The 17,642-nt window shown below is 68.1% G+C and carries 14 protein-coding genes; 8 read left to right on the forward strand and 6 right to left on the reverse strand.

Annotation, left to right across the window (positions count from 1 at the left end; translation table 11 throughout):
- Positions 1-62: 62 nt before the first annotated feature.
- Positions 63-911 carry an LLM class F420-dependent oxidoreductase gene (locus AC0KS4_RS02755; protein ID WP_238958265.1) on the reverse strand — a complete coding sequence of 283 codons (849 nt, stop codon included), beginning with the start codon at positions 909-911 and terminating at the stop codon, positions 63-65.
- A 253-nt stretch (positions 912-1,164) separates the two neighbouring features.
- Between AC0KS4_RS02755 and AC0KS4_RS02760 the strand changes: the two genes are divergently transcribed.
- The 8 genes from AC0KS4_RS02760 (at position 1,165) to AC0KS4_RS02795 (ending at position 11,210) form a co-directional block, all read left to right on the forward strand.
- On the forward strand, positions 1,165-2,061 hold the full coding sequence (locus AC0KS4_RS02760; RefSeq protein ID WP_225330112.1) for a DUF5336 domain-containing protein: 897 nt from the start codon (positions 1,165-1,167) through the stop codon (positions 2,059-2,061).
- A gap of 38 nt (positions 2,062-2,099) precedes the next feature.
- Positions 2,100-3,536, forward strand: coding sequence for a cell division protein PerM (locus AC0KS4_RS02765; protein ID WP_238958264.1), 1,437 nt, complete (start codon positions 2,100-2,102; stop codon positions 3,534-3,536).
- Between the two features lie 224 nt (positions 3,537-3,760).
- Complete coding sequence (purN, locus tag AC0KS4_RS02770; RefSeq protein ID WP_238958263.1) at positions 3,761-4,390, forward strand: phosphoribosylglycinamide formyltransferase; 630 nt, start codon at positions 3,761-3,763, stop codon at positions 4,388-4,390.
- 13 nt (positions 4,391-4,403) lie between these two features.
- A complete protein-coding gene (purH, locus tag AC0KS4_RS02775; RefSeq protein ID WP_238958262.1) occupies positions 4,404-5,987 on the forward strand; it encodes a bifunctional phosphoribosylaminoimidazolecarboxamide formyltransferase/IMP cyclohydrolase in 1,584 nt (527 codons plus the stop codon).
- 171 nt (positions 5,988-6,158) lie between these two features.
- Positions 6,159-6,728: an LGFP repeat-containing protein gene (locus AC0KS4_RS02780; protein ID WP_225327995.1), complete on the forward strand. Its 570-nt coding sequence runs from the start codon at positions 6,159-6,161 to the stop codon at positions 6,726-6,728.
- A gap of 187 nt (positions 6,729-6,915) precedes the next feature.
- A complete protein-coding gene (locus AC0KS4_RS02785; RefSeq protein ID WP_238958261.1) occupies positions 6,916-8,310 on the forward strand; it encodes a sigma 54-interacting transcriptional regulator in 1,395 nt (464 codons plus the stop codon).
- Positions 8,303-10,339: a vWA domain-containing protein gene (locus tag AC0KS4_RS02790; RefSeq protein ID WP_238958260.1), complete on the forward strand. Its 2,037-nt coding sequence runs from the start codon at positions 8,303-8,305 to the stop codon at positions 10,337-10,339. Before AC0KS4_RS02785 ends, AC0KS4_RS02790 begins: the two co-directional genes overlap by 8 nt.
- Positions 10,340-10,361: 22 nt before the next feature.
- Positions 10,362-11,210 carry an aldo/keto reductase gene (locus AC0KS4_RS02795; RefSeq protein ID WP_238958259.1) on the forward strand — a complete coding sequence of 283 codons (849 nt, stop codon included), beginning with the start codon at positions 10,362-10,364 and terminating at the stop codon, positions 11,208-11,210.
- A gap of 21 nt (positions 11,211-11,231) precedes the next feature.
- Here AC0KS4_RS02795 and AC0KS4_RS02800 read toward each other — a convergent pair whose 3' ends face one another.
- The 5 genes from AC0KS4_RS02800 to AC0KS4_RS02820 all read right to left on the reverse strand — a co-directional run bounded on the left by AC0KS4_RS02800 (position 11,232) and on the right by AC0KS4_RS02820 (position 17,623).
- Entirely contained in the window at positions 11,232-11,837 is a 606-nt protein-coding gene (locus tag AC0KS4_RS02800) for a DUF1707 SHOCT-like domain-containing protein (RefSeq protein ID WP_238958258.1), read from the reverse strand.
- 132 nt (positions 11,838-11,969) lie between these two features.
- The gene (locus tag AC0KS4_RS02805) at positions 11,970-12,857 is read right to left on the reverse strand and encodes an enoyl-CoA hydratase family protein (RefSeq protein WP_238958257.1); all 888 of its coding nucleotides are present in this window, start codon (positions 12,855-12,857) and stop codon (positions 11,970-11,972) included.
- A 10-nt stretch (positions 12,858-12,867) separates the two neighbouring features.
- Entirely contained in the window at positions 12,868-14,034 is a 1,167-nt protein-coding gene (locus AC0KS4_RS02810; protein WP_238958256.1) for an acyl-CoA dehydrogenase family protein, read from the reverse strand.
- Positions 14,031-16,022 (reverse strand): acetyl/propionyl/methylcrotonyl-CoA carboxylase subunit alpha, encoded by a 1,992-nt coding sequence (locus AC0KS4_RS02815; RefSeq protein WP_238958255.1) that lies wholly within the window; start codon positions 16,020-16,022, stop codon positions 14,031-14,033. The genes AC0KS4_RS02810 and AC0KS4_RS02815 overlap by 4 nt, the downstream gene beginning before the upstream one ends.
- A gap of 5 nt (positions 16,023-16,027) precedes the next feature.
- Positions 16,028-17,623 carry an acyl-CoA carboxylase subunit beta gene (locus AC0KS4_RS02820; RefSeq protein WP_238958254.1) on the reverse strand — a complete coding sequence of 532 codons (1,596 nt, stop codon included), beginning with the start codon at positions 17,621-17,623 and terminating at the stop codon, positions 16,028-16,030.
- Positions 17,624-17,642 lie beyond the last annotated feature (19 nt).

Here is a 17,642-nt window from a genome sequence, read left to right on the forward strand (position 1 = left end):
ACCTGGTACACGACACGCCGCTGCGCGTCGCAATGGTTTAAGTCTCGACGCGCACCGCGCAACTAAACGAGAGCCGCTAGTTTGCCGGCGAGCCGCTCGACGTAGGCGGCGACCTCGGCATCGGGCTTGTCCGGCAGCCCGAACAACACCTCGGTCACCCCGAGCTCGGCCCATTTGGCGAGCTTCTCGGGAACGGGCTTGAAGTCCAGCGCCACGATCTGCGGGGCGGCGTCGCGGCCGGCGGCCGCCCAGGTGTCCTGCAGCAGCTTGACCGGTTCGTCGATGTCGAAGTCGCGCGGAGTGGTGATCCAGCCGTCGGCGCTGCGCGCGATCCACTTGAAGTTCTTTTCGGTGCCCGCGGCCCCCACGAGCACCGGGATGTGCGACTGCACCGGCTTGGGCCACGCCCAGCTGGGACCGAACTTGACGAACTCACCGTCGTACTCGGCTTCTTCCTGGGTCCACAGCGCCCGCATCGCTTCGAGGTATTCGCGCAGCATGGTGCGCCGCCGCCCGGGCGGCACGTTGTGGTCGGCGAGCTCGTCGGTGTTCCAACCGAATCCGACGCCCAGGCTGACCCGGCCGCCGGAGAGATGGTCCAGGGTGGCAATACTTTTCGCCAGCGTGATCGGGTCGTGTTCGACCGGCAGCGCCACCGCGGTGGACAGCCGCACCCGCGACGTGACGGCACAGGCCGCGCCCAGGCTCACCCACGGGTCCAGCGTGCGCATGTAGCGGTCGTCGGGCAGCGACGCGTCGCCGGTGGTGGGGTGGGCAGCCTCCCGCTTGATCGGGATATGAGTGTGTTCGGGGACGTAGAAGGTTTGAAAGCCGTGGTCGTCGGCAAGCTTCGCGGCCGTCGCCGGAGAGATGCCGCGGTCGCTGGTAAAAAGCACAAGCCCGTAATCCATGCAGAGAATTAGAACGTGTTCTACCTCTACTGAGCAAGCTGTAGTGATACGGACCGTCTCGCCGGAGGGCCGCGGCATCGCCGCCGCGGGCCCCGCCTTCCAAGCCAGTGGCAGCGGCACCGGTTGTCGCACGTGCGCTAGCGTGGGTGATCGACCGCGTCGCAACGCAGTGACGCGCCTGCAGGCACAGCGTCGCATCGCCACCGTGGCGCCCGCTCGGCACTTAAAGGCACTGGAAGCAACAGGAGGAGCAATGACCTACTCTCCCGGTAGCCCCGGATACCCACCGGGTCAGCCCGGCGGCACCTACGCAGGCGCCACGCCCTCGTTCGCCAAAGAAGACGACGGCAAGAGCAAGCTTCCGCTGTACCTGAACATCGCGGTGGTGGTGCTCGGTTTCGTGGCCTACCTGCTGAACTTCGGGCCCACGTTCACCATTAGCGCCGACCTCGGTCCGGGCATCGGCGGTCGCGCCGGTGATGCCGGCACCGCGGTCGTGGTTGCCCTGTTGGCCGCGCTGCTCGCCGGGCTGAGCCTGCTGCCGAAAGCCAAGAGTTACGTGGGGGTTGTCGCGGTCATCGCGGTACTGGGCGCGCTGCTGGCCATCACCGAGACGATCAACCTGCCCGCCGGTTTCGCGATCGGCTGGGCGATGTGGCCCCTGGTGGCGGCCGTCGTGCTGCAGGCGATCGCCGCGGTCGTCGTCGTGCTGCTGGACTCCGGCGTGATCACGGCGCCGACGCCGCGCCCCAAGTACGACCCCTATTCGCAGTATGGCCAGTACGGGCAATACGGGCAGTACGGCCAGCAGCCCTACTACGGTCAGCCGGGCGGCCAGCAGCATGGCGGCCAGCAGGGATACGGATCGCAATACGGCGGGTATGGGCCCGGCGGGTCGCCGACCCAGGGCGGCGCTCCGACCGGCGGTTTCGGCGCCCAGCCCTCGCCGCAGTCGGGGCAGCAGCCGTCCGCGCAGCACCAGGGCTCGTCGACGCCCCCCACCGGCTTCCCCAGCTTCAGCCCGCCACCGAACGTCGGCGGCGGATCGGATGCCGGTTCACCCACCAACTACTCGGAGCAATCCGGCGGTCAATCCTTCGGCCAGGAGCAGCAGTCGCCGTCATCACCGTCTGGGCCAGCGCCCGCCTAACCGTGCGCTGTTGCGTCTAGTCGGGGACGTGCCCAAGAGTGACACGGCTAGAGGACAACCGGGCAGCGGGCGCTCGCCAGGCGCGTGACCTCGTCAGGGTCGCGTTCGCCCCGGCCGTGGTGGCGTTGGTCATCATCGCCGCGGTCACGCTGATCCAACTGCTGATCGCCAACAGCGACATGACCGGCGCACTGGGCGCCATCGCCAGCATGTGGCTGGGCGTGCACCAGGTTCCGATCTCCATCAGTGGCCGCGAACTCGGTGTGATGCCGCTGCTGCCGGTGCTGCTCATGGTCTGGGCCACCGCGCGCAGCACGGCGCGGGCCACCTCACCTCACTCGTCGTGGCTGGTCGTTCGCTGGGTGGTCGCCTCGGCGCTGGGCGGACCGTTGCTGATGACGGCGATCGCCCTGGCGGTCATCCACGACGCGTCCTCGGTGATCACCGAGCTGCAAACACCGAGCGCGCTGCGCGCGTTCCTCAGCGTGCTCGTGGTCCACGCCGCCGGCGCGGGGATCGGTGTGTGGTCCCGGGTGGGGCCACGCGCGCTGGCGGTGTCGTCGCTGCCCTATTGGCTGGGCGATTCGTTGCGCGCCGCGTCCGCCGGCCTGCTGGCGTTGCTCGGGCTCTCCGGGTTCGTGACGGCCGGGTCGCTGATCGTGCACTGGTCGACCATGCAGGAGCTCTACGGCATCACCGATTCGATCTTCGGCGAATTCAGCCTCACCCTGCTGTCAATGTTGTACGCGCCCAACGTGATTGTGGGCACCGCGGCGGTCGCCGTAGGATCCAGCGCTCACATCGGTTTCGCGACGTTCAGCTCGTTCACCGTGTTCGGCGGCGACATCCCGGCCTTGCCGGTGTTGGCCGCGGTCCCCAGGCCGCCGCTGGGGCCGGTATGGGTTGCGCTGCTCATCATCGGTGCATCGTCTGGCGTGGCGGTCGGACAGCAATGTGCCCGGCGTGCGCTGCCGCCGGCCGCGGCGCTGGTCAAGCTGCTGGTCGCCTCAATCGCCGGGGCGTTGGTGATGTCGCTGCTGGCATTCGCCGGAAGTGGGCAGCTGGGTAACTTCGGCCATGTCGGGGTGGACCAGGGCGCATTGCTGCTCGGTGTCTTCTTCTGGTTCGCGGTGATTGGCGGGATCACCGTGGTGCTGAGCGGGGGGATCAGGCCTCGACCCAGGCGGCTGCGGGCCAAACCCGCGTCGGCCGCACCGGCCGAGGAGCCGGCCGATTTCGCCGATGTTTTCGACGACAGGGTGGCGGAGGAGGACTTCTTCGAGCCGACCGCGGGCGACCCGGGGGAGGGCGAGACGGAGCCCCCCGCCGAGCGCGATCCCGGGGCAGGCGAGACGGAGCCTCCCGCGGACGAGGGCGATCCCGGGGGAGCCGAGCCGGGGCCGCCCGCGGTTGGGCCCGATCCGGGGGAAGGCGAGCCGGGGCCTTCCGCGGTTGGGCGCGATCCGGAGCAATAGGCAATTGCCCTACCGGCCAGTGTGATCGTCAAACGCACGACGCCGGCCGCCGCCCGTCGGGCTCCTCAGCGCGCCCGTGAGGGCGCGCATCGTCGCCCGCTGTGTGGATGGTCGGGCTCCTCAGCGCGCCCGTGAGGGCGCGCATCGTCGCCCGCTGTGTGGATGGTCGGGCTCCTCAGCGCGCCCGTGAGGGCGCGCATCGTCGCCCGACTAGGCTCGCCGATGTGGTCGAACCCCTCCATGTGCCCCCCAACGCGTCGGCGCGGGTAGTGGTACTGGCCTCGGGCACCGGATCGCTGCTCAACTCCCTGATCCAGGCCGCCGTCGCGGACTATCCCGCCCGGATCGTCGCCGTCGGCGCCGACCGTGACTGCCTGGCCACCGAGATCGCCGCGGCCGCGTCCCTGCCCACCTTCACCGTCCGGCTCGGCGATCACGCCGACCGCGACGCCTGGGACGCCGCGATCACCGACGCCACCGCCGCCCACTCGCCCGATCTGGTGGTTTCGGCGGGGTTCATGAAAATCCTTGGACCGCAGTTTCTTTCACGTTTCTACGGACGCGTCATCAACACCCATCCGGCGCTGCTGCCGGCGTTCCCGGGTGCGCACGGGGTGGCCGACGCGTTGGCCTACGGTGTGAAGATCACAGGCTGTACGGTGCACCTGGTGGACGCCGGGACGGACACCGGGCCGATCTTGGCGCAGCAATCCGTTCCGGTGCTCGACGGCGACAACGAAGAGACTCTGCACGAACGCATCAAGGTCACCGAACGCAAGCTGCTCGCGGACGTGGTGGCCGCGATCGCAACCGGCGGCCTGACGCTGGTCGGGAGAAAAGCGACGATCGGATGAAAGGCGACAACGGATGAGCACCGACGACTGGCGGGAGAACGCCAAAAGGCCGATCCGCCGCGCCTTGATCAGCGTGTACGACAAGACCGGGCTCATCGACCTGGCCCAGGGGCTGACCGCGGCCGGCGTCGAGATCGTCTCCACGGGATCCACCGCGAAGAACATTGCCGAAAAAGGCATTCCGGTGACCCGGGTCGAGGAGCTGACCGGTTTCCCCGAAGTGCTCGACGGCCGGGTCAAGACCCTGCACCCGCGCGTGCACGCGGGCCTGCTGGCGGACCTTCGCAAACCCGAGCACGCCCAGGCACTCGAGCAGCTCGGCATCGCGGCCTTCGAACTCGTCGTCGTCAACCTGTACCCGTTCAGCGAGACCGTCGACTCCGGCGCGAGCATCGACGAATGCGTCGAACAGATCGACATCGGTGGACCGTCGATGGTGCGCGCCGCCGCGAAGAACCATCCCAGCGTGGCGGTGATCACCGACCCCCAGGGCTACGACGGGGTGCTCGCCGCGGTCCGGCAAGGCGGATTCACCCTCGCCGAGCGCAAAAGGCTAGCGGCGCTGGCGTTTCAGCACACCGCCGAATACGACATCGCCGTGGCGGGCTGGATGGAGTCGACGCTGGCTCCCGAACATCCACCCACCGCCTTCCCGAAGTGGCTGGGCCGCAGCTGGCGCCGCTCGGCGATGCTGCGCTACGGCGAGAACCCGCACCAGCAGGCCGCGCTCTACAACGACCCCAGCGCATGGCCGGGCCTGGCGCAGGCCGAGCAGTTGCACGGAAAAGAGATGTCCTACAACAACTTCACCGACGCGGACGCGGCGTGGCGGGCCGCCTTCGACCACGAACAGAAATGCGTGGCAATCATCAAGCACGCCAACCCATGTGGGATTGCGATCTCGTCGGCATCGGTGGCTGACGCGCATCGCAAAGCCCACGAATGCGATCCGCTGAGCGCATTCGGCGGGGTCATCGCGGCCAACACCGAAGTCAGCGTCGAGATGGCCGAGTACGTCAGCACCATCTTCACCGAGGTCATCGTCGCGCCCGCCTACGAGCTGGCCGCCCTGGACGTCCTGACGCGCAAAAAGAACATCCGGGTGCTGGTGGCGTCCGAGCCGCTGACCGGTGGCACCGAACTGCGGCCGCTCAGTGGCGGGCTGTTGGTCCAGCAACGCGACGAGCTCGACGCGCACGGGGACAACCCGGCGAATTGGACCCTGGCGACCGGGGAGCCCGCCGATCCGGAGACGCTGGCGGACCTCGTTTTTGCGTGGCGCGTGTGTCGCGCCGTCAAATCGAACGCGATCGTGATCGCCGCCGGCGGCGCCACCATCGGTGTGGGCATGGGGCAGGTGAACCGCGTCGACGCCGCGCGGCTGGCCGTCGAACGCGGCGGCGACCGGGTGCGCGGCGCGGTCGCGGCCTCGGATGCGTTCTTCCCCTTCCCCGACGGGCTCGAGACGCTGACCGGCGCCGGAGTGAAGGCGATCGTGCATCCGGGGGGATCGGTGCGCGACGACGAGGTGACCGCGGCCGCCGCCAACGCCGGCATCACGCTGTATTTGACGGGGGCGCGCCACTTCGCCCATTAGCCCCGTGACGGGGGTCACACAAGGCGGCCGAATCCGTGCTCGGTACGATGCGTTCGGGGAAGACCGGCGGGCATCGTTGCTGCAGGTTCTTCCGTCGGGGGGTCGCGGATCGGCCTACTTCCCTTTTCGATACGCGGACGGCGAATCCCGTCCATTATCGAGAGGAATGAGATGCGCGAGATTACAAAACGAACGGCGGCCTTCTCTGTAGCGCTTGCGGGGTTCGCGCTGATCGGTGGCGGTTGCAGTAAGTCCAACAACGCCGGTCAAACAACCAGTCCTGCCAGTTCTTCGGTGACATCGTCGGCAACCGCGGGATCATCCGCAAGCGCGGCGCCATCGGAAAGCACCACGGCGAGCGGTGCCCCGAGCTCGACACAGATCAACGGCGCCAACGGCACCCCCTACACCGTCGAGGGGCCAATCCTGGCGAAGTACAACGCCCTCGACGACAAGGCGCGCAAAGACCTGGGTGCCCCCACCGGCAACGAGCAGAAGAACCCGGATGGCGGTGTCTACCAGCAATTCGACGGCGGCGTAATCGTTTACAAGTCTCAGGCCTACGTCGTGTGGGGCAAGATTCGCGACAAGTGGAACGAGCTCGGCGGTTCGCAGGGCAAACTGGGGTACCCCACGAGCGACGAGGTGGACACCCCCGACGGCGTGAAGAAGTCGACATTCGAGCACGGCAGCATCACCTGGAAGCCGGGTGACGCCGAGGCCACCGTCACGTCCAGCTGACCGGTCCTGCCCGACCGCCGAGGCGCGGAGGGCTCGGTAACCCAGTACGAGGGCCGGACAGTCGCTTCACGCTGTCCGGCCTTCGTCGGGCATCGGCGGCCCGCGAACGGTGGTGGGATCCGCGTGTCAATACGCCTGAAGTGAACGCCCTTCGCATGACTCGTCTGAGCCCGCGTCGTAGCGTGGAGTGGTGACGTCACCGAGCAACCTGCCCCGCACCGTCGGCGAACTGCGTGCCGCCGGTCACCGTGAACGGGGAGTCAAGCAGGAAATCCGCGAAAATCTGTTGACCGCGTTGGCCGACGGGCCGGACAGCGCAGCCATCTGGCCCGGCATCCTGGGATTCGACGACACCGTCTTGCCCCAGCTCGAGCGGGCTTTGATCGCGGGGCACGACTTCGTCCTGCTCGGCGAACGCGGCCAGGGCAAGACCCGGCTGCTGCGCGCGCTGGTCGGGTTGCTCGACGAGTGGACGCCGGTGATCGCCGGCGCCGAACTCGGTGAGCATCCCTTCTCGCCGATCACGCCGGAGTCGATCCGCAAGGCCGCCACCCTGGGCGACGACCTTCCGGTGGAATGGAAGCATCGCAGCGAGCGCTACACCGAAAAGCTCGCCACCCCGGATACCAGCGTCGCCGACCTGGTGGGCGATATCGACCCGATCAAGGTCGCCGAGGGCCGCAGCCTCGGGGACCCGGAGACCATCGCCTACGGGCTGATTCCACGCGCGCACCGCGGCATCGTCGCGGTCAACGAACTTCCCGACCTCGCCGAGCGCATCCAGGTGTCGATGCTCAACGTGATGGAGGAACGCGACATCCAGGTCCGCGGTTACACGCTGCGCCTGCCGCTGGACGTGTTGGTGGTCGCCAGTGCGAACCCCGAGGACTACACCAACCGCGGGCGCATCATCACCCCGCTCAAGGACCGCTTCGGCGCGGAGATCCGGACGCACTACCCGCTGGAGCTGGAGGCGGAAGTCGGCGTGATCGCGCAGGAGGCGCACCTGTCGGCCCAGGTGCCCGACTACCTCATGCAGATCATCGCCCGGTTCGCCCGCTACCTGCGGGAGTCGAACTCCGTCGATCAGCGCTCGGGGGTGTCGGCGCGGTTCGCCATCGCCGCCGCCGAGACCGTCGCGGCCGCCGCCCGCCATCGCGGCGCGATCCTGGGGGAGACGGACCCGGTGGCGCGGGTGGTCGATCTGGGCACCGTGATCGACGTCCTGCGCGGCAAGCTGGAATTCGAGTCCGGTGAGGAAGGCCGCGAACAGGCGGTGCTCGAACACCTGCTGCGCCGGGCGACCGCGGACACGGCGTCGCGGGTGCTGGGCGGCATCGACGTCGGTTCGCTGGTCTCCGCGGTCGAGGGTGGTTCCGCGGTGACGACGGGCGAGCGGGTCTCGGCCAAGGACGTGCTGGCCGCGGTGCCGAGCCTGCCGGTGGTGGAAAAGATCGCGGACAAGGTCGGCGCGCGGTCGGAGGGCGAGCGCGCCGCCGCGCTGGAACTGGCGCTCGAGGCTTTATATCTGGCCAAGCGCATCGACAAGGTGTCCGAGGAGGGGCAAACGGTCTATGGCTGATTCTGATCGTGACGACCCGCGGCGCCCGGCCTCGCCGCGCTCGCGATCGTCACGAGGGCACTCTTCGCGGTACTCGGCGTACACCGGCGGGCCCGACCCGCTGGCGCCGCCGGTGGATCTGCGTGAGGCGCTCGAACAGATCGGCCAGGACGTCATGGCCGGCACCTCGCCGCGCCGTGCGCTTTCGGAGCTGCTGCGCCGCGGCACCAAGAACATGCCCGGCGCGGACCGCCTGGCGGCCGAGGCCAACCGGCGACGACGGGAGTTGTTGCGGCGCAACAACTTGGACGGAACCTTGCAGGAGATCAAGAAACTGTTGGACGAGGCGGTGCTGGCCGAACGCAAGGAGCTGGCCCGCGCGCTCGACGACGACGCCCGTTTCGGCGAACTCCAGCTCGACGCGCTGCCGGCATCGCCGGCCAAGGCCGTCCAGGAGCTCTCCGAGTACAACTGGCGCAGCGGCGAGGCGCGCCAAAAGTACGACCAGATCAAGGATCTGCTCGGCCGCGAGATGCTGGACCAACGTTTCGCGGGCATGAAGCAGGCGCTAGAGGGCGCCACCGACGAGGACCGTCAGCGCGTCAACGAGATGCTGAAGGACCTCAACGATCTGCTGGACAAGCACGCCCGCGGCGAGGACACCCAAGAAGACTTCGAAAACTTCATGGACTCCCACGGCGAGTTCTTCCCGGAGAACCCGCGCAACGTCGACGAGCTGCTGGACTCACTGGCCAAGCGCGCCGCCGCCGCGCAGCGCTTCCGCAACAGCCTGAGCGCCGAGCAGCGCGCGGAACTGGATGCCTTGGCGCAGCAGGCATTCGGCTCCCCGGCCTTGATGGAGTCGCTGAATCGGCTCGATGCGCACCTTCAGGCGGCGCGGCCGGGCGAGGACTGGAGCGGGTCCGAACAATTCTCCGGTGACAACCCGTTCGGGATGGGCGAGGGCACCCAGGCGCTGTCCGACATCGCCGAACTCGAGCAACTGGCCGAGCAGCTCTCCCAAAGCTATCCGGGCGCCACCATGGATGACGTCGACCTGGACGCGTTGGCACGCCAGCTCGGCGACGAGGCGGCCGTCGACGCCCGCACGCTTTCCGAATTGGAACGCGCGTTGGTCAATCAGGGCTTTTTGGACCGCGGTTCCGACGGCCAGTGGCGGCTGTCGCCGAAAGCCATGCGCCGGCTCGGCGAGACGGCGCTACGCGATGTGGCACAACAACTTTCCGGGCGGCGCGGCGAGCGTGATCATCGGCGCGCCGGGGCGGCCGGCGAGCTCACCGGCGCCACCCGGCCCTGGCAGTTCGGCGACACCGAACCGTGGAACATCTCCCGCACCCTGACCAACGCCGTTCTGCGGCAGGCGGGAACGGCCACCCTCGACGGGCCGGACGCGCGGTTGAAGATCTCCGTCGACGACGTCGAGGTCTCCGAGACAGAAACCCGCACGCAGGCCGCCGTCGCGCTGCTGGTCGATACGTCGTTTTCCATGGTGATGGAGAACCGCTGGCTGCCCATGAAGCAGACCGCGCTGGCGCTCAACCACCTGGTGTGCACGCGTTTCCGCTCGGATGCCTTGCAGATCATCGCCTTTGGCCGCTACGCCCGGACCGTGACCGCCGCCGAGCTCACCGGACTCGAGGGGGTTTACGAGCAGGGCACCAACCTGCATCACGCGCTGGCGCTGGCGGGCCGCCATCTGCGACGCCACCCAAACGCCCAACCCGTCGTGCTGGTGGTGACCGACGGCGAGCCGACCGCTCACCTGGAGGACTTCGACGGTGACGGCACAACGGTCTTCTTCGACTACCCGCCGCACCCGCGGACCATCGCCCACACCGTGCGCGGCTTCGACGAAATGGCCCGCCTCGGTGCGCAAATCACCATATTCCGGTTGGGTAGCGACCCCGGCCTGGCGCGCTTCATCGACCAAGTCGCCCGGCGCGTCGAAGGACGTGTCGTGGTGCCCGATCTCGACGGGCTGGGAGCGGCGGTCGTCGGCGACTACCTACGATCCCGCCGCCGTCGGTAAACCTCAGAAGGAGAAACGCCCCATGAGCAAGGTTCCCACGATCGAACTCAACGACGGCGTCGAAATCCCGCAGCTCGGTTTCGGGGTGTTCCAGATCAAACCCGACGAGACCGCCTCGGCGGTCAAGACGGCGCTGGACATCGGATACCGGCACATCGACACCGCCGAGATGTACGGCAATGAAAAGGAAGTCCGAGAAGGCATCCGCGACGCCGGCCTGGACCGCGGCGAGGTCTTCATCACCAGCAAGCTCAACAACGGCTTTCACAGGCCCGACGACGCGCGCCGCGCGTTCGACCAAACGCTCAAGGCGCTCGATTCGGACTACGTCGACCTGTTCCTCATCCACTGGCCGCTGCCCACGCTGTACGACGGCGATTTCGTCTCGACGTGGAAGGTCTTCGAAGAATTCGCACGGGACGGGCGAGCCCGCAGCATCGGTGTCTCGAATTTCCAAGTCGCACATCTGAATCGGCTCGCCGACGAAACCGGTACTGTCCCGTCGGTCAACCAGATCGAGGTGCACCCCTACTTCGGCAATGACGAGGTGCGGGCGTATGGACGCGAGCATGGCATCGCCACCGAGGCGTGGGCTCCCATCGCCCAAGGCAAGGTGCTCGACGATCCGGCGATCAAGCGCATCGCCGAGTCCCGTGACAAGACGCCCGCGCAGGTGGTGTTGCGCTGGCACATTCAGCGCGGCGACATCGTCTTCCCCAAGTCGGTGACACCGGCACGGGTCAAATCCAACTTCGAGCTGTTCGACTTCGAATTGGACGGCTCCGACATGGACGCGATCTCCGCGCTGAACAAGGGTGAGTCGGGACGCAACGGACCCAACCCCGACACCTTCGACTACGTGCCCGGCTGACGCTCCGTTACCAGGGAGGGCCTACCCGCCGCGCGGCCTGCGGGCTTTGCGCACGATCCCGACGCCGCCCCACAGCGAAAAGCCGCGAACGTGGACCGTCGGTGCCCCGGGAGCGCCCTGGCCGTCGACGCCGCGGTCGAAGTTTCCCATCACGCCGCGGCCATGCACCTCCACGTTGACCTCGGGCGGCAGCAAAATGTTTTGCACACCCATGATCGACATCGCATGGATGTCGACCTCGGTCGAGGTGAAGTCGGCGTAGCGCAAATCGACCACTCCGCTGCCCCACAGCGTGAAGGTGGTCAGTTTCTTCGGCACGTTCCATCGGCCGCGCCGCTCGAAGCCGCTCATCAGGGCCAGCAGCAGCGTCGAGGGCGCCGGGTTGGGTTTGCCGCCGCGGCGCGGGCTGATCGGCGCGCCGGGCAGATCGGCCCTCAACCGGTCCAGTTCCTCATACGTCGTTGCGGCATAGGCCCTGGTCAAACGGTCTTCGTAGTCGTTGAGCTGCAGGCGGCCCTGCTCGGCCGCGTACGCGAGCAACTGCGCAGTCTGTATGCGATCGGTATCGGCCGCGCGCGACGGCTGGTCGTGCGTGTCCTCCGCATCCCGTTGCGTTGAGTTGCTCATCACCCACGAGCCTACGACGTCCAGGTTTTGCTGCAAGAGGATTGGCTAAACTGCAACCTTGCACCGGCGCGGGCGCGACCGCCGACCGATTTGACCGGACCGCTCTTAGACATCTGGCTAACTTGTCGGTGGCTAACTCGTCCAGCTCGGCGGCCGCTTCTGCAAGAACGCCAACATGCCTTCGCGGGCCTCGTCGGACACGAACAGCCGCGCCGATTCCTCGGCGAGCCGTTCGGCATCGCGGTCGAACCCCTCGAGCACCGCGGCGGTGGTCAATGCCTTGGAAGCCGCGAGCCCTTGAGGCGACCCGCGGCCGACATCGGCGACGAGTTTGTCGACCGCCGCGTTGACGTCCTCGGCGGCGATGGTGATCAGCCCGATTTCGGCCGCCGCATCGGCGTCGAATTTTTCGCCGGTCAGGTAGTAGCGCGCCGCAGCGCGCGGCGACAGCTTCGGTAGCAGCGTCAACGAGATGATCGCGGGGGCGACGCCGATGCGGGCCTCGGTCAGCGCGAAGGTACTGCGCGGCCCGGCGACCGCGATGTCGCAGGCGCCCACCAAGCCGAAGCCCCCCGCACGGACATGCCCATTGATGGCGGCGATCACCGGCAGTGGCGAGGCGACGATGGCCCGCATCAACGCGGCCATCTCCCGGGCCCGGGCGACGGCCATGTCATATGACGATGGTGGCGACCCGCTTCGCCCGGCCCCGCCGGCCTCGCGATCGCCACGTGCCGATGGTGGCGACCCGCTTCGCCCGGCTGCGCCGCCCTCGCGATCGCCACTAGCCTCGGCTCCGCCGGCCTCGCTCAGATCCGCACCGGCGCAGAAGGTGCCACCGGTGTGGCCCAGCACCACCGCGCGCACCGCCGGATCCGACGAGGCGTCGCGCAGCCCCTGATGCAACTGGGCGACCAGCGTGGTGGAAAGCGCGTTGCGGTTATGCGGTGAGTTCAACGTCAGCCGCGCGTACGGCCCGCCCGTGTCGGCGGGCCCGGCGTATTCGACGAGCGTGTCCATCGGCAGGATCTCAGTAGCTTCGCGGCAGGCCCAGTGACGTCTGCGCGACGAAGTTCAGCACCATCTCGCGGCTGACCGGGGCGATGCGGCCCAGCCGCGCCGAGGTCAGCATGGCACCCACACCGTATTCTTTGGTGAGCCCGTTGCCGCCCATCGACTGCACCGCCTGGTCCACCGACCGGGTAGCCGCTTCGGCCGCAGCGTATTTGGCCATGTTCGCGGCCTCGGCCGCGCCCATGTCGTTGCCGGAGTCATACAGCGTCGCGGCCTTCTGCATCATCAGCTTGGCGAGTTCGACCTCGATGTGGCACTGCGCCAAGGGATGTGACAGGCCCTGGTGCGAGCCGATCGGCGCGCCCCACACCTGCCGGGTCTTGACGTACTCGGCGGCCCGGTCGAGCGCGAACCGCCCCATCCCGACGGAACTGGCCGCGCCCATGATGCGTTCGGGGTTCAGGCCGGCGAAAAGCTGTGCGATGGCGGCATCTTCGGCGCCGACGAGCGCGTCGCTGGGTAACCGGACGTCGTCGAGGAAGACCTGGAACTGGCGTTCGGGGCTGATCAATTCCATTTCGATGGGCGTATAGGTGAAGCCCGGCGAATCGGTGGGCACCACGAACAGCGCGGGGCGCAGCTTGCCCGTTTTAGCCTCCTCGGTGCGGGCCACCACGAGCACCGCCTGCGCCTGGTCGATGCCGGAGATGAACACCTTCTGGCCCTTGAGGATCCAGTCGCTGCCGTCGCGGCGGGCGGTGGTGGTGATCTTGTGTGAGTTGGATCCGGCGTCGGGCTCGGTGATGGCGAACGCCATCGTCAGGGTGCCGTCGGCGATGCCGGGGATCCATCGCTTCTTCTGCTCCTCGGTGCCGAACTTGCTGATAATGGTGCCGTTGATGGCGGGCGACACCACCATCAGCAGCAGCGCGCTGCCGGCGGCGGCCATTTCCTCCATCACCAGCGACAGCTCGTACATTCCGGCGCCGCCGCCGCCGTACTCCTCGGGCAGGTTCACCCCGAGGAAGCCGAGTTGGCCTGCCTCCGACCATAATTCGTCGGTGTGCTCGTGGGCGCGCGCCTTTTTCAGGTAGTATTCGCTGCCGTAGTTGGACGCCCACTCGGCTACCGCCTTGCGCAGGGCCTGGCGTTCTTCGTTCTCGATGAAGCTGCTGTCGGTCACTGGGGATCTCCTTCGGATTGCGGGGCTTCCACTCGTGCCAGCACGGCGCCCACTTCGACTTGCTGACCGGTCTGGACATTGAGCTCGGCGAGAACGCCGTCGACCGGTGCGGTGATGGTGTGTTCCATCTTCATGGCCTCTAACCAGATCAGTGGCTGCCCGGCGGTGACGGTGTCGCCGATCGTGGCACCGAGCCGGATGACGTTGCCGGGCATGGGCGCAACCAGCGAACCCTTTTCGACGGTCGAACCGGGCTCGGGGAACCGTGGCAGCGCGATCAGGTGCACGGGTCCGCGCGCGGAATCGACGTAGACGTCGGAATCTCCCGTGTCGTAGCGTCGCACCGAGAAGTGGTGGTCCACGCCGTCCGTCCTCAGCACCACCGCTTTCGCCGTGGCCGACACCAGTTGCACGGAAGGGTCGTCGGGGAGGGCCAACCGGGTTCTGTCGAAACGGTATTGGACGCGGTGTTCGTTGCCGTCATCGTCACTGTAGGTCTTGACCTGGAAGCCCGACCGCAGGTTGCGCCAGCCGCTGGGGATGGCACCCAGCACCGGCGCGAGGGCGCGGTTACGCGCGGCGTCGGCGAGGGCGGCGGCGATCGCCGACAGACGAACCGCTGCGGCGTCGCCCAGCGGCGCCGCTAGCCCCGCCAGGCCGTGCGTGTCGAAAAACGCTGTGTCGGTGGCGCCGTCGAGGAACGCCGGGTGACGCAGCACGTTCACCAGCAGGTCGCGATTCGTGCGCAGCCCGTGCACCCGGGCGCGGGCCAGCGCGTCGGCGAGGACCAGCGCCGCCTGACGGCGCGTCGGGGCGTAGGAGATGACCTTGGCCAGCATGGGGTCGTAGTGGATGGACACCGTGGACCCGTCGACGATCCCCGAATCCAGCCGGATGCCGGTCCGTCGTCCCAGCGAGCCGAATTCGGCGCGCACCGACGGCACCTCGAACGCGCGCACCACACCGGCCTGCGGCTGCCACCCGCGCGCCGGGTCCTCGGCGTAGAGCCGGGCCTCGATCGAATGACCCTGGGCGGCCGGAGGTTCGGCGTCCAGGCGGGCGCCGTCGGCAACCGCGAGCTGCAGCTCGACCAGATCCAGCCCGGTCGTCTCTTCGGTGACCGGGTGCTCGACCTGCAGCCGGGTATTCATTTCCAGGAAATAGAACTCGCCGTCGTCGTCGGCCAGGAACTCCACCGTCCCGGCGCCGGTGTAGCCGATCGCACCGGCCGCCAGCCGGGCCGCGTCGAACAGCTTCGCGCGCATGCCCGGCGTGCGCTCCACCAGCGGTGCGGGAGCCTCCTCGATGATCTTCTGGTGGCGACGCTGAATGGAACATTCGCGTTCCCCGACCGCCCACACTGCGCCGTGGGTGTCGGCCATGACCTGAACCTCGATGTGGTGACCGGTCGGCAGGTAGCGTTCGCAGAACACCGTCGGATCGCCGAAGGCGGACTGCGCTTCGCGGCGCGCCGCCTCGACTTCGCCCGGCAGGGCGGTCAATTCGCGCACCACCCGCATCCCGCGTCCGCCACCGCCCGCGGAGGCCTTGACCAGCACAGGCAGCTGCGCCTCGGTGACGGTGTCGGGATCGAGCTCGTCGAGGACGGGCACGCCCGCGGCGGCCATCATCTTCTTCGACTCGATCTTGGAGCCCATCGCGCGCACCGCGTCCACCGGCGGCCCGACCCAGATCAGTCCGGCGTCCTGGACGGCTGCCGCGAAATCGGCGTTCTCCGAAAGGAACCCGTAACCCGGGTGGATGGCGTCCGCACCGGCCGCGCGGGCCGCGGCGATGATGGCCTCGGCGTTGAGGTAGTCGTTGGTCTTGGGCAGCCGCACCCGGGCGTCGGCCTCGGCGACGTGTGGCGCGCCGGCGTCCGGGTCGGTGTAGACCGCGACGGTACCCAGGCCGAGCCGTCGGCACGTGGCGAACACCCGGCGCGCGATCTCGCCGCGGTTGGCAACTAGAACTCGCGTGATTCCCATGGGGCTCACATCCGGAAGACGCCGAAGTTCGACGTCCCCTTGATCGGGCCATTGGCGATGGCGGACAAACAGATTCCCAGCACGGTGCGGGTGTCGCGCGGGTCGATCACCCCGTCGTCGTAAAGCATCCCGGACAACACCAGCGGCAGCGACTCCGCCTCGATCTGGCCCTCGACCGCGGCCCGCATCACCGCGTCGGCCTCCTCGTCGACCTGTTGGCCGCGGGCTTCCGCGGCCGCGCGGGCCACGATCGACAGCACGCCCGAGAGCTGGGCGCCGCCCATCACCGCGGACTTCGACGTCGGCCAGGCGAACAGGAAGCGCGGATCGTAGGCGCGGCCGCACATGCCGTAGTGGCCCGCGCCGTAGGAGGCGCCGATCAACAGCGAGATGTGCGGGACCGTCGAATTGGACACGGCGTTGATCATCATCGAGCCGTGCTTGATCATCCCGCCCTCCTCGTAGTCCTTGCCCACCATGTAGCCGGTGGTGTTGTGCAAAAACAGCAGCGGCGTGTCGGACCGGTTGGCCAGCTGGATGAACTGCGTGGCCTTTTGCGACTCCTCGCTGAAGAGCACCCCGCGCGCGTTGGCCAGGATCCCGATCGGATAGCCGTGCAACTGGGCCCAGCCGGTCACCAGCGAGGACCCGTACAGCGGCTTGAATTCGTCGAATTCGGACCCGTCGACGATCCGGGCGATCACTTCGCGGGGATCGAACGGGATCCGCAGATCCGCGGGAACGATGCCGATGAGCTCCTCGGTGTCGAACAGTGGCTCGCTGATCGGTTTGGGTTTCGGGCCCTGCTTGCTCCAATTCAACCGGGCGACGACGCGGCGGCCGATGCGGATCGCGTCGAGTTCGTCGACGGCGAAGTAGTCGGCCAAACCCGAGACGCGGGCGTGCATTTCGGCGCCGCCCAGCGATTCATCGTCGGATTCCTCGCCGGTGGCCATCTTCACCAGCGGGGGACCGGCGAGGAACACCTTGGAGCGTTCCTTGATCATCACCACGTGATCGGACATGCCGGGGACGTAGGCACCGCCCGCGGTGGAGTTGCCGAATACCAATGCGATGGTGGGGATTCCGGCCGCCGAGAGCCGGGTCAGGTCGCGGAACATCCGCCCGCCGGGGATGAAGATCTCCTTCTGGGTGGGCAGGTCCGCGCCGCCGGATTCCACGAGCGAGATCACCGGAAGCCGGTTCTCGAAGGCGATCTGATTGGCCCGCAGGATCTTCTTGAGGGTCCACGGGTTGCTGGTGCCGCCTTTGACCGTCGGGTCGTTGGCGACGATCATGCATTCGACGCCCTCCACCACGCCGATGCCGGTGACGGTGCTGGCACCGACCTTGAACGCGCTGCCCCAGGCCGCCAGCGGGCTCAGCTCCAAAAACGGCGAGTCCGCGTCGACGAGCAACTCGATGCGCTCGCGCGCGGTCAGCTTGCCGCGGCCGTGGTGGCGCTCAACGTATTTGGGCCCGCCGCCCGCGAGCGCATTGGCCAGCTCGGCGTCGATCTCATCGAGTTTCGTCATCGCCGCCGACGCCGCCTCGGTGAACACGGCGTCGTCGCGGTTGAGCGTGGACTGCAGCGCGGTCATGACCACCGCCGACGATGCA

Source organism: Mycobacterium sp. NTMscope_MAC_12 (assembly GCF_976985675.1).

What these genes read in the sequence shown, in the direction of transcription:
- AC0KS4_RS02820 (WP_238958254.1), bottom strand. Translation starts at nt 17,623, where the DNA reads ATGACCGCGCTGCAGTCCACGCTCAACCGCGACGACGCCGTGTTCACC.
- AC0KS4_RS02755 (WP_238958265.1), bottom strand. Translation starts at nt 911, where the DNA reads ATGGATTACGGGCTTGTGCTTTTTACCAGCGACCGCGGCATCTCTCCG.
- AC0KS4_RS02780 (WP_225327995.1), top strand. Translation starts at nt 6,159, where the DNA reads ATGCGCGAGATTACAAAACGAACGGCGGCCTTCTCTGTAGCGCTTGCG.
- AC0KS4_RS02790 (WP_238958260.1), top strand. Translation starts at nt 8,303, where the DNA reads ATGGCTGATTCTGATCGTGACGACCCGCGGCGCCCGGCCTCGCCGCGC.
- purH (WP_238958262.1), top strand. Translation starts at nt 4,404, where the DNA reads ATGAGCACCGACGACTGGCGGGAGAACGCCAAAAGGCCGATCCGCCGC.
- AC0KS4_RS02805 (WP_238958257.1), bottom strand. Translation starts at nt 12,857, where the DNA reads ATGGACACGCTCGTCGAATACGCCGGGCCCGCCGACACGGGCGGGCCG.
- AC0KS4_RS02800 (WP_238958258.1), bottom strand. Translation starts at nt 11,837, where the DNA reads ATGAGCAACTCAACGCAACGGGATGCGGAGGACACGCACGACCAGCCG.
- AC0KS4_RS02760 (WP_225330112.1), top strand. Translation starts at nt 1,165, where the DNA reads ATGACCTACTCTCCCGGTAGCCCCGGATACCCACCGGGTCAGCCCGGC.
- AC0KS4_RS02815 (WP_238958255.1), bottom strand. Translation starts at nt 16,022, where the DNA reads ATGGGAATCACGCGAGTTCTAGTTGCCAACCGCGGCGAGATCGCGCGC.
- AC0KS4_RS02795 (WP_238958259.1), top strand. Translation starts at nt 10,362, where the DNA reads ATGAGCAAGGTTCCCACGATCGAACTCAACGACGGCGTCGAAATCCCG.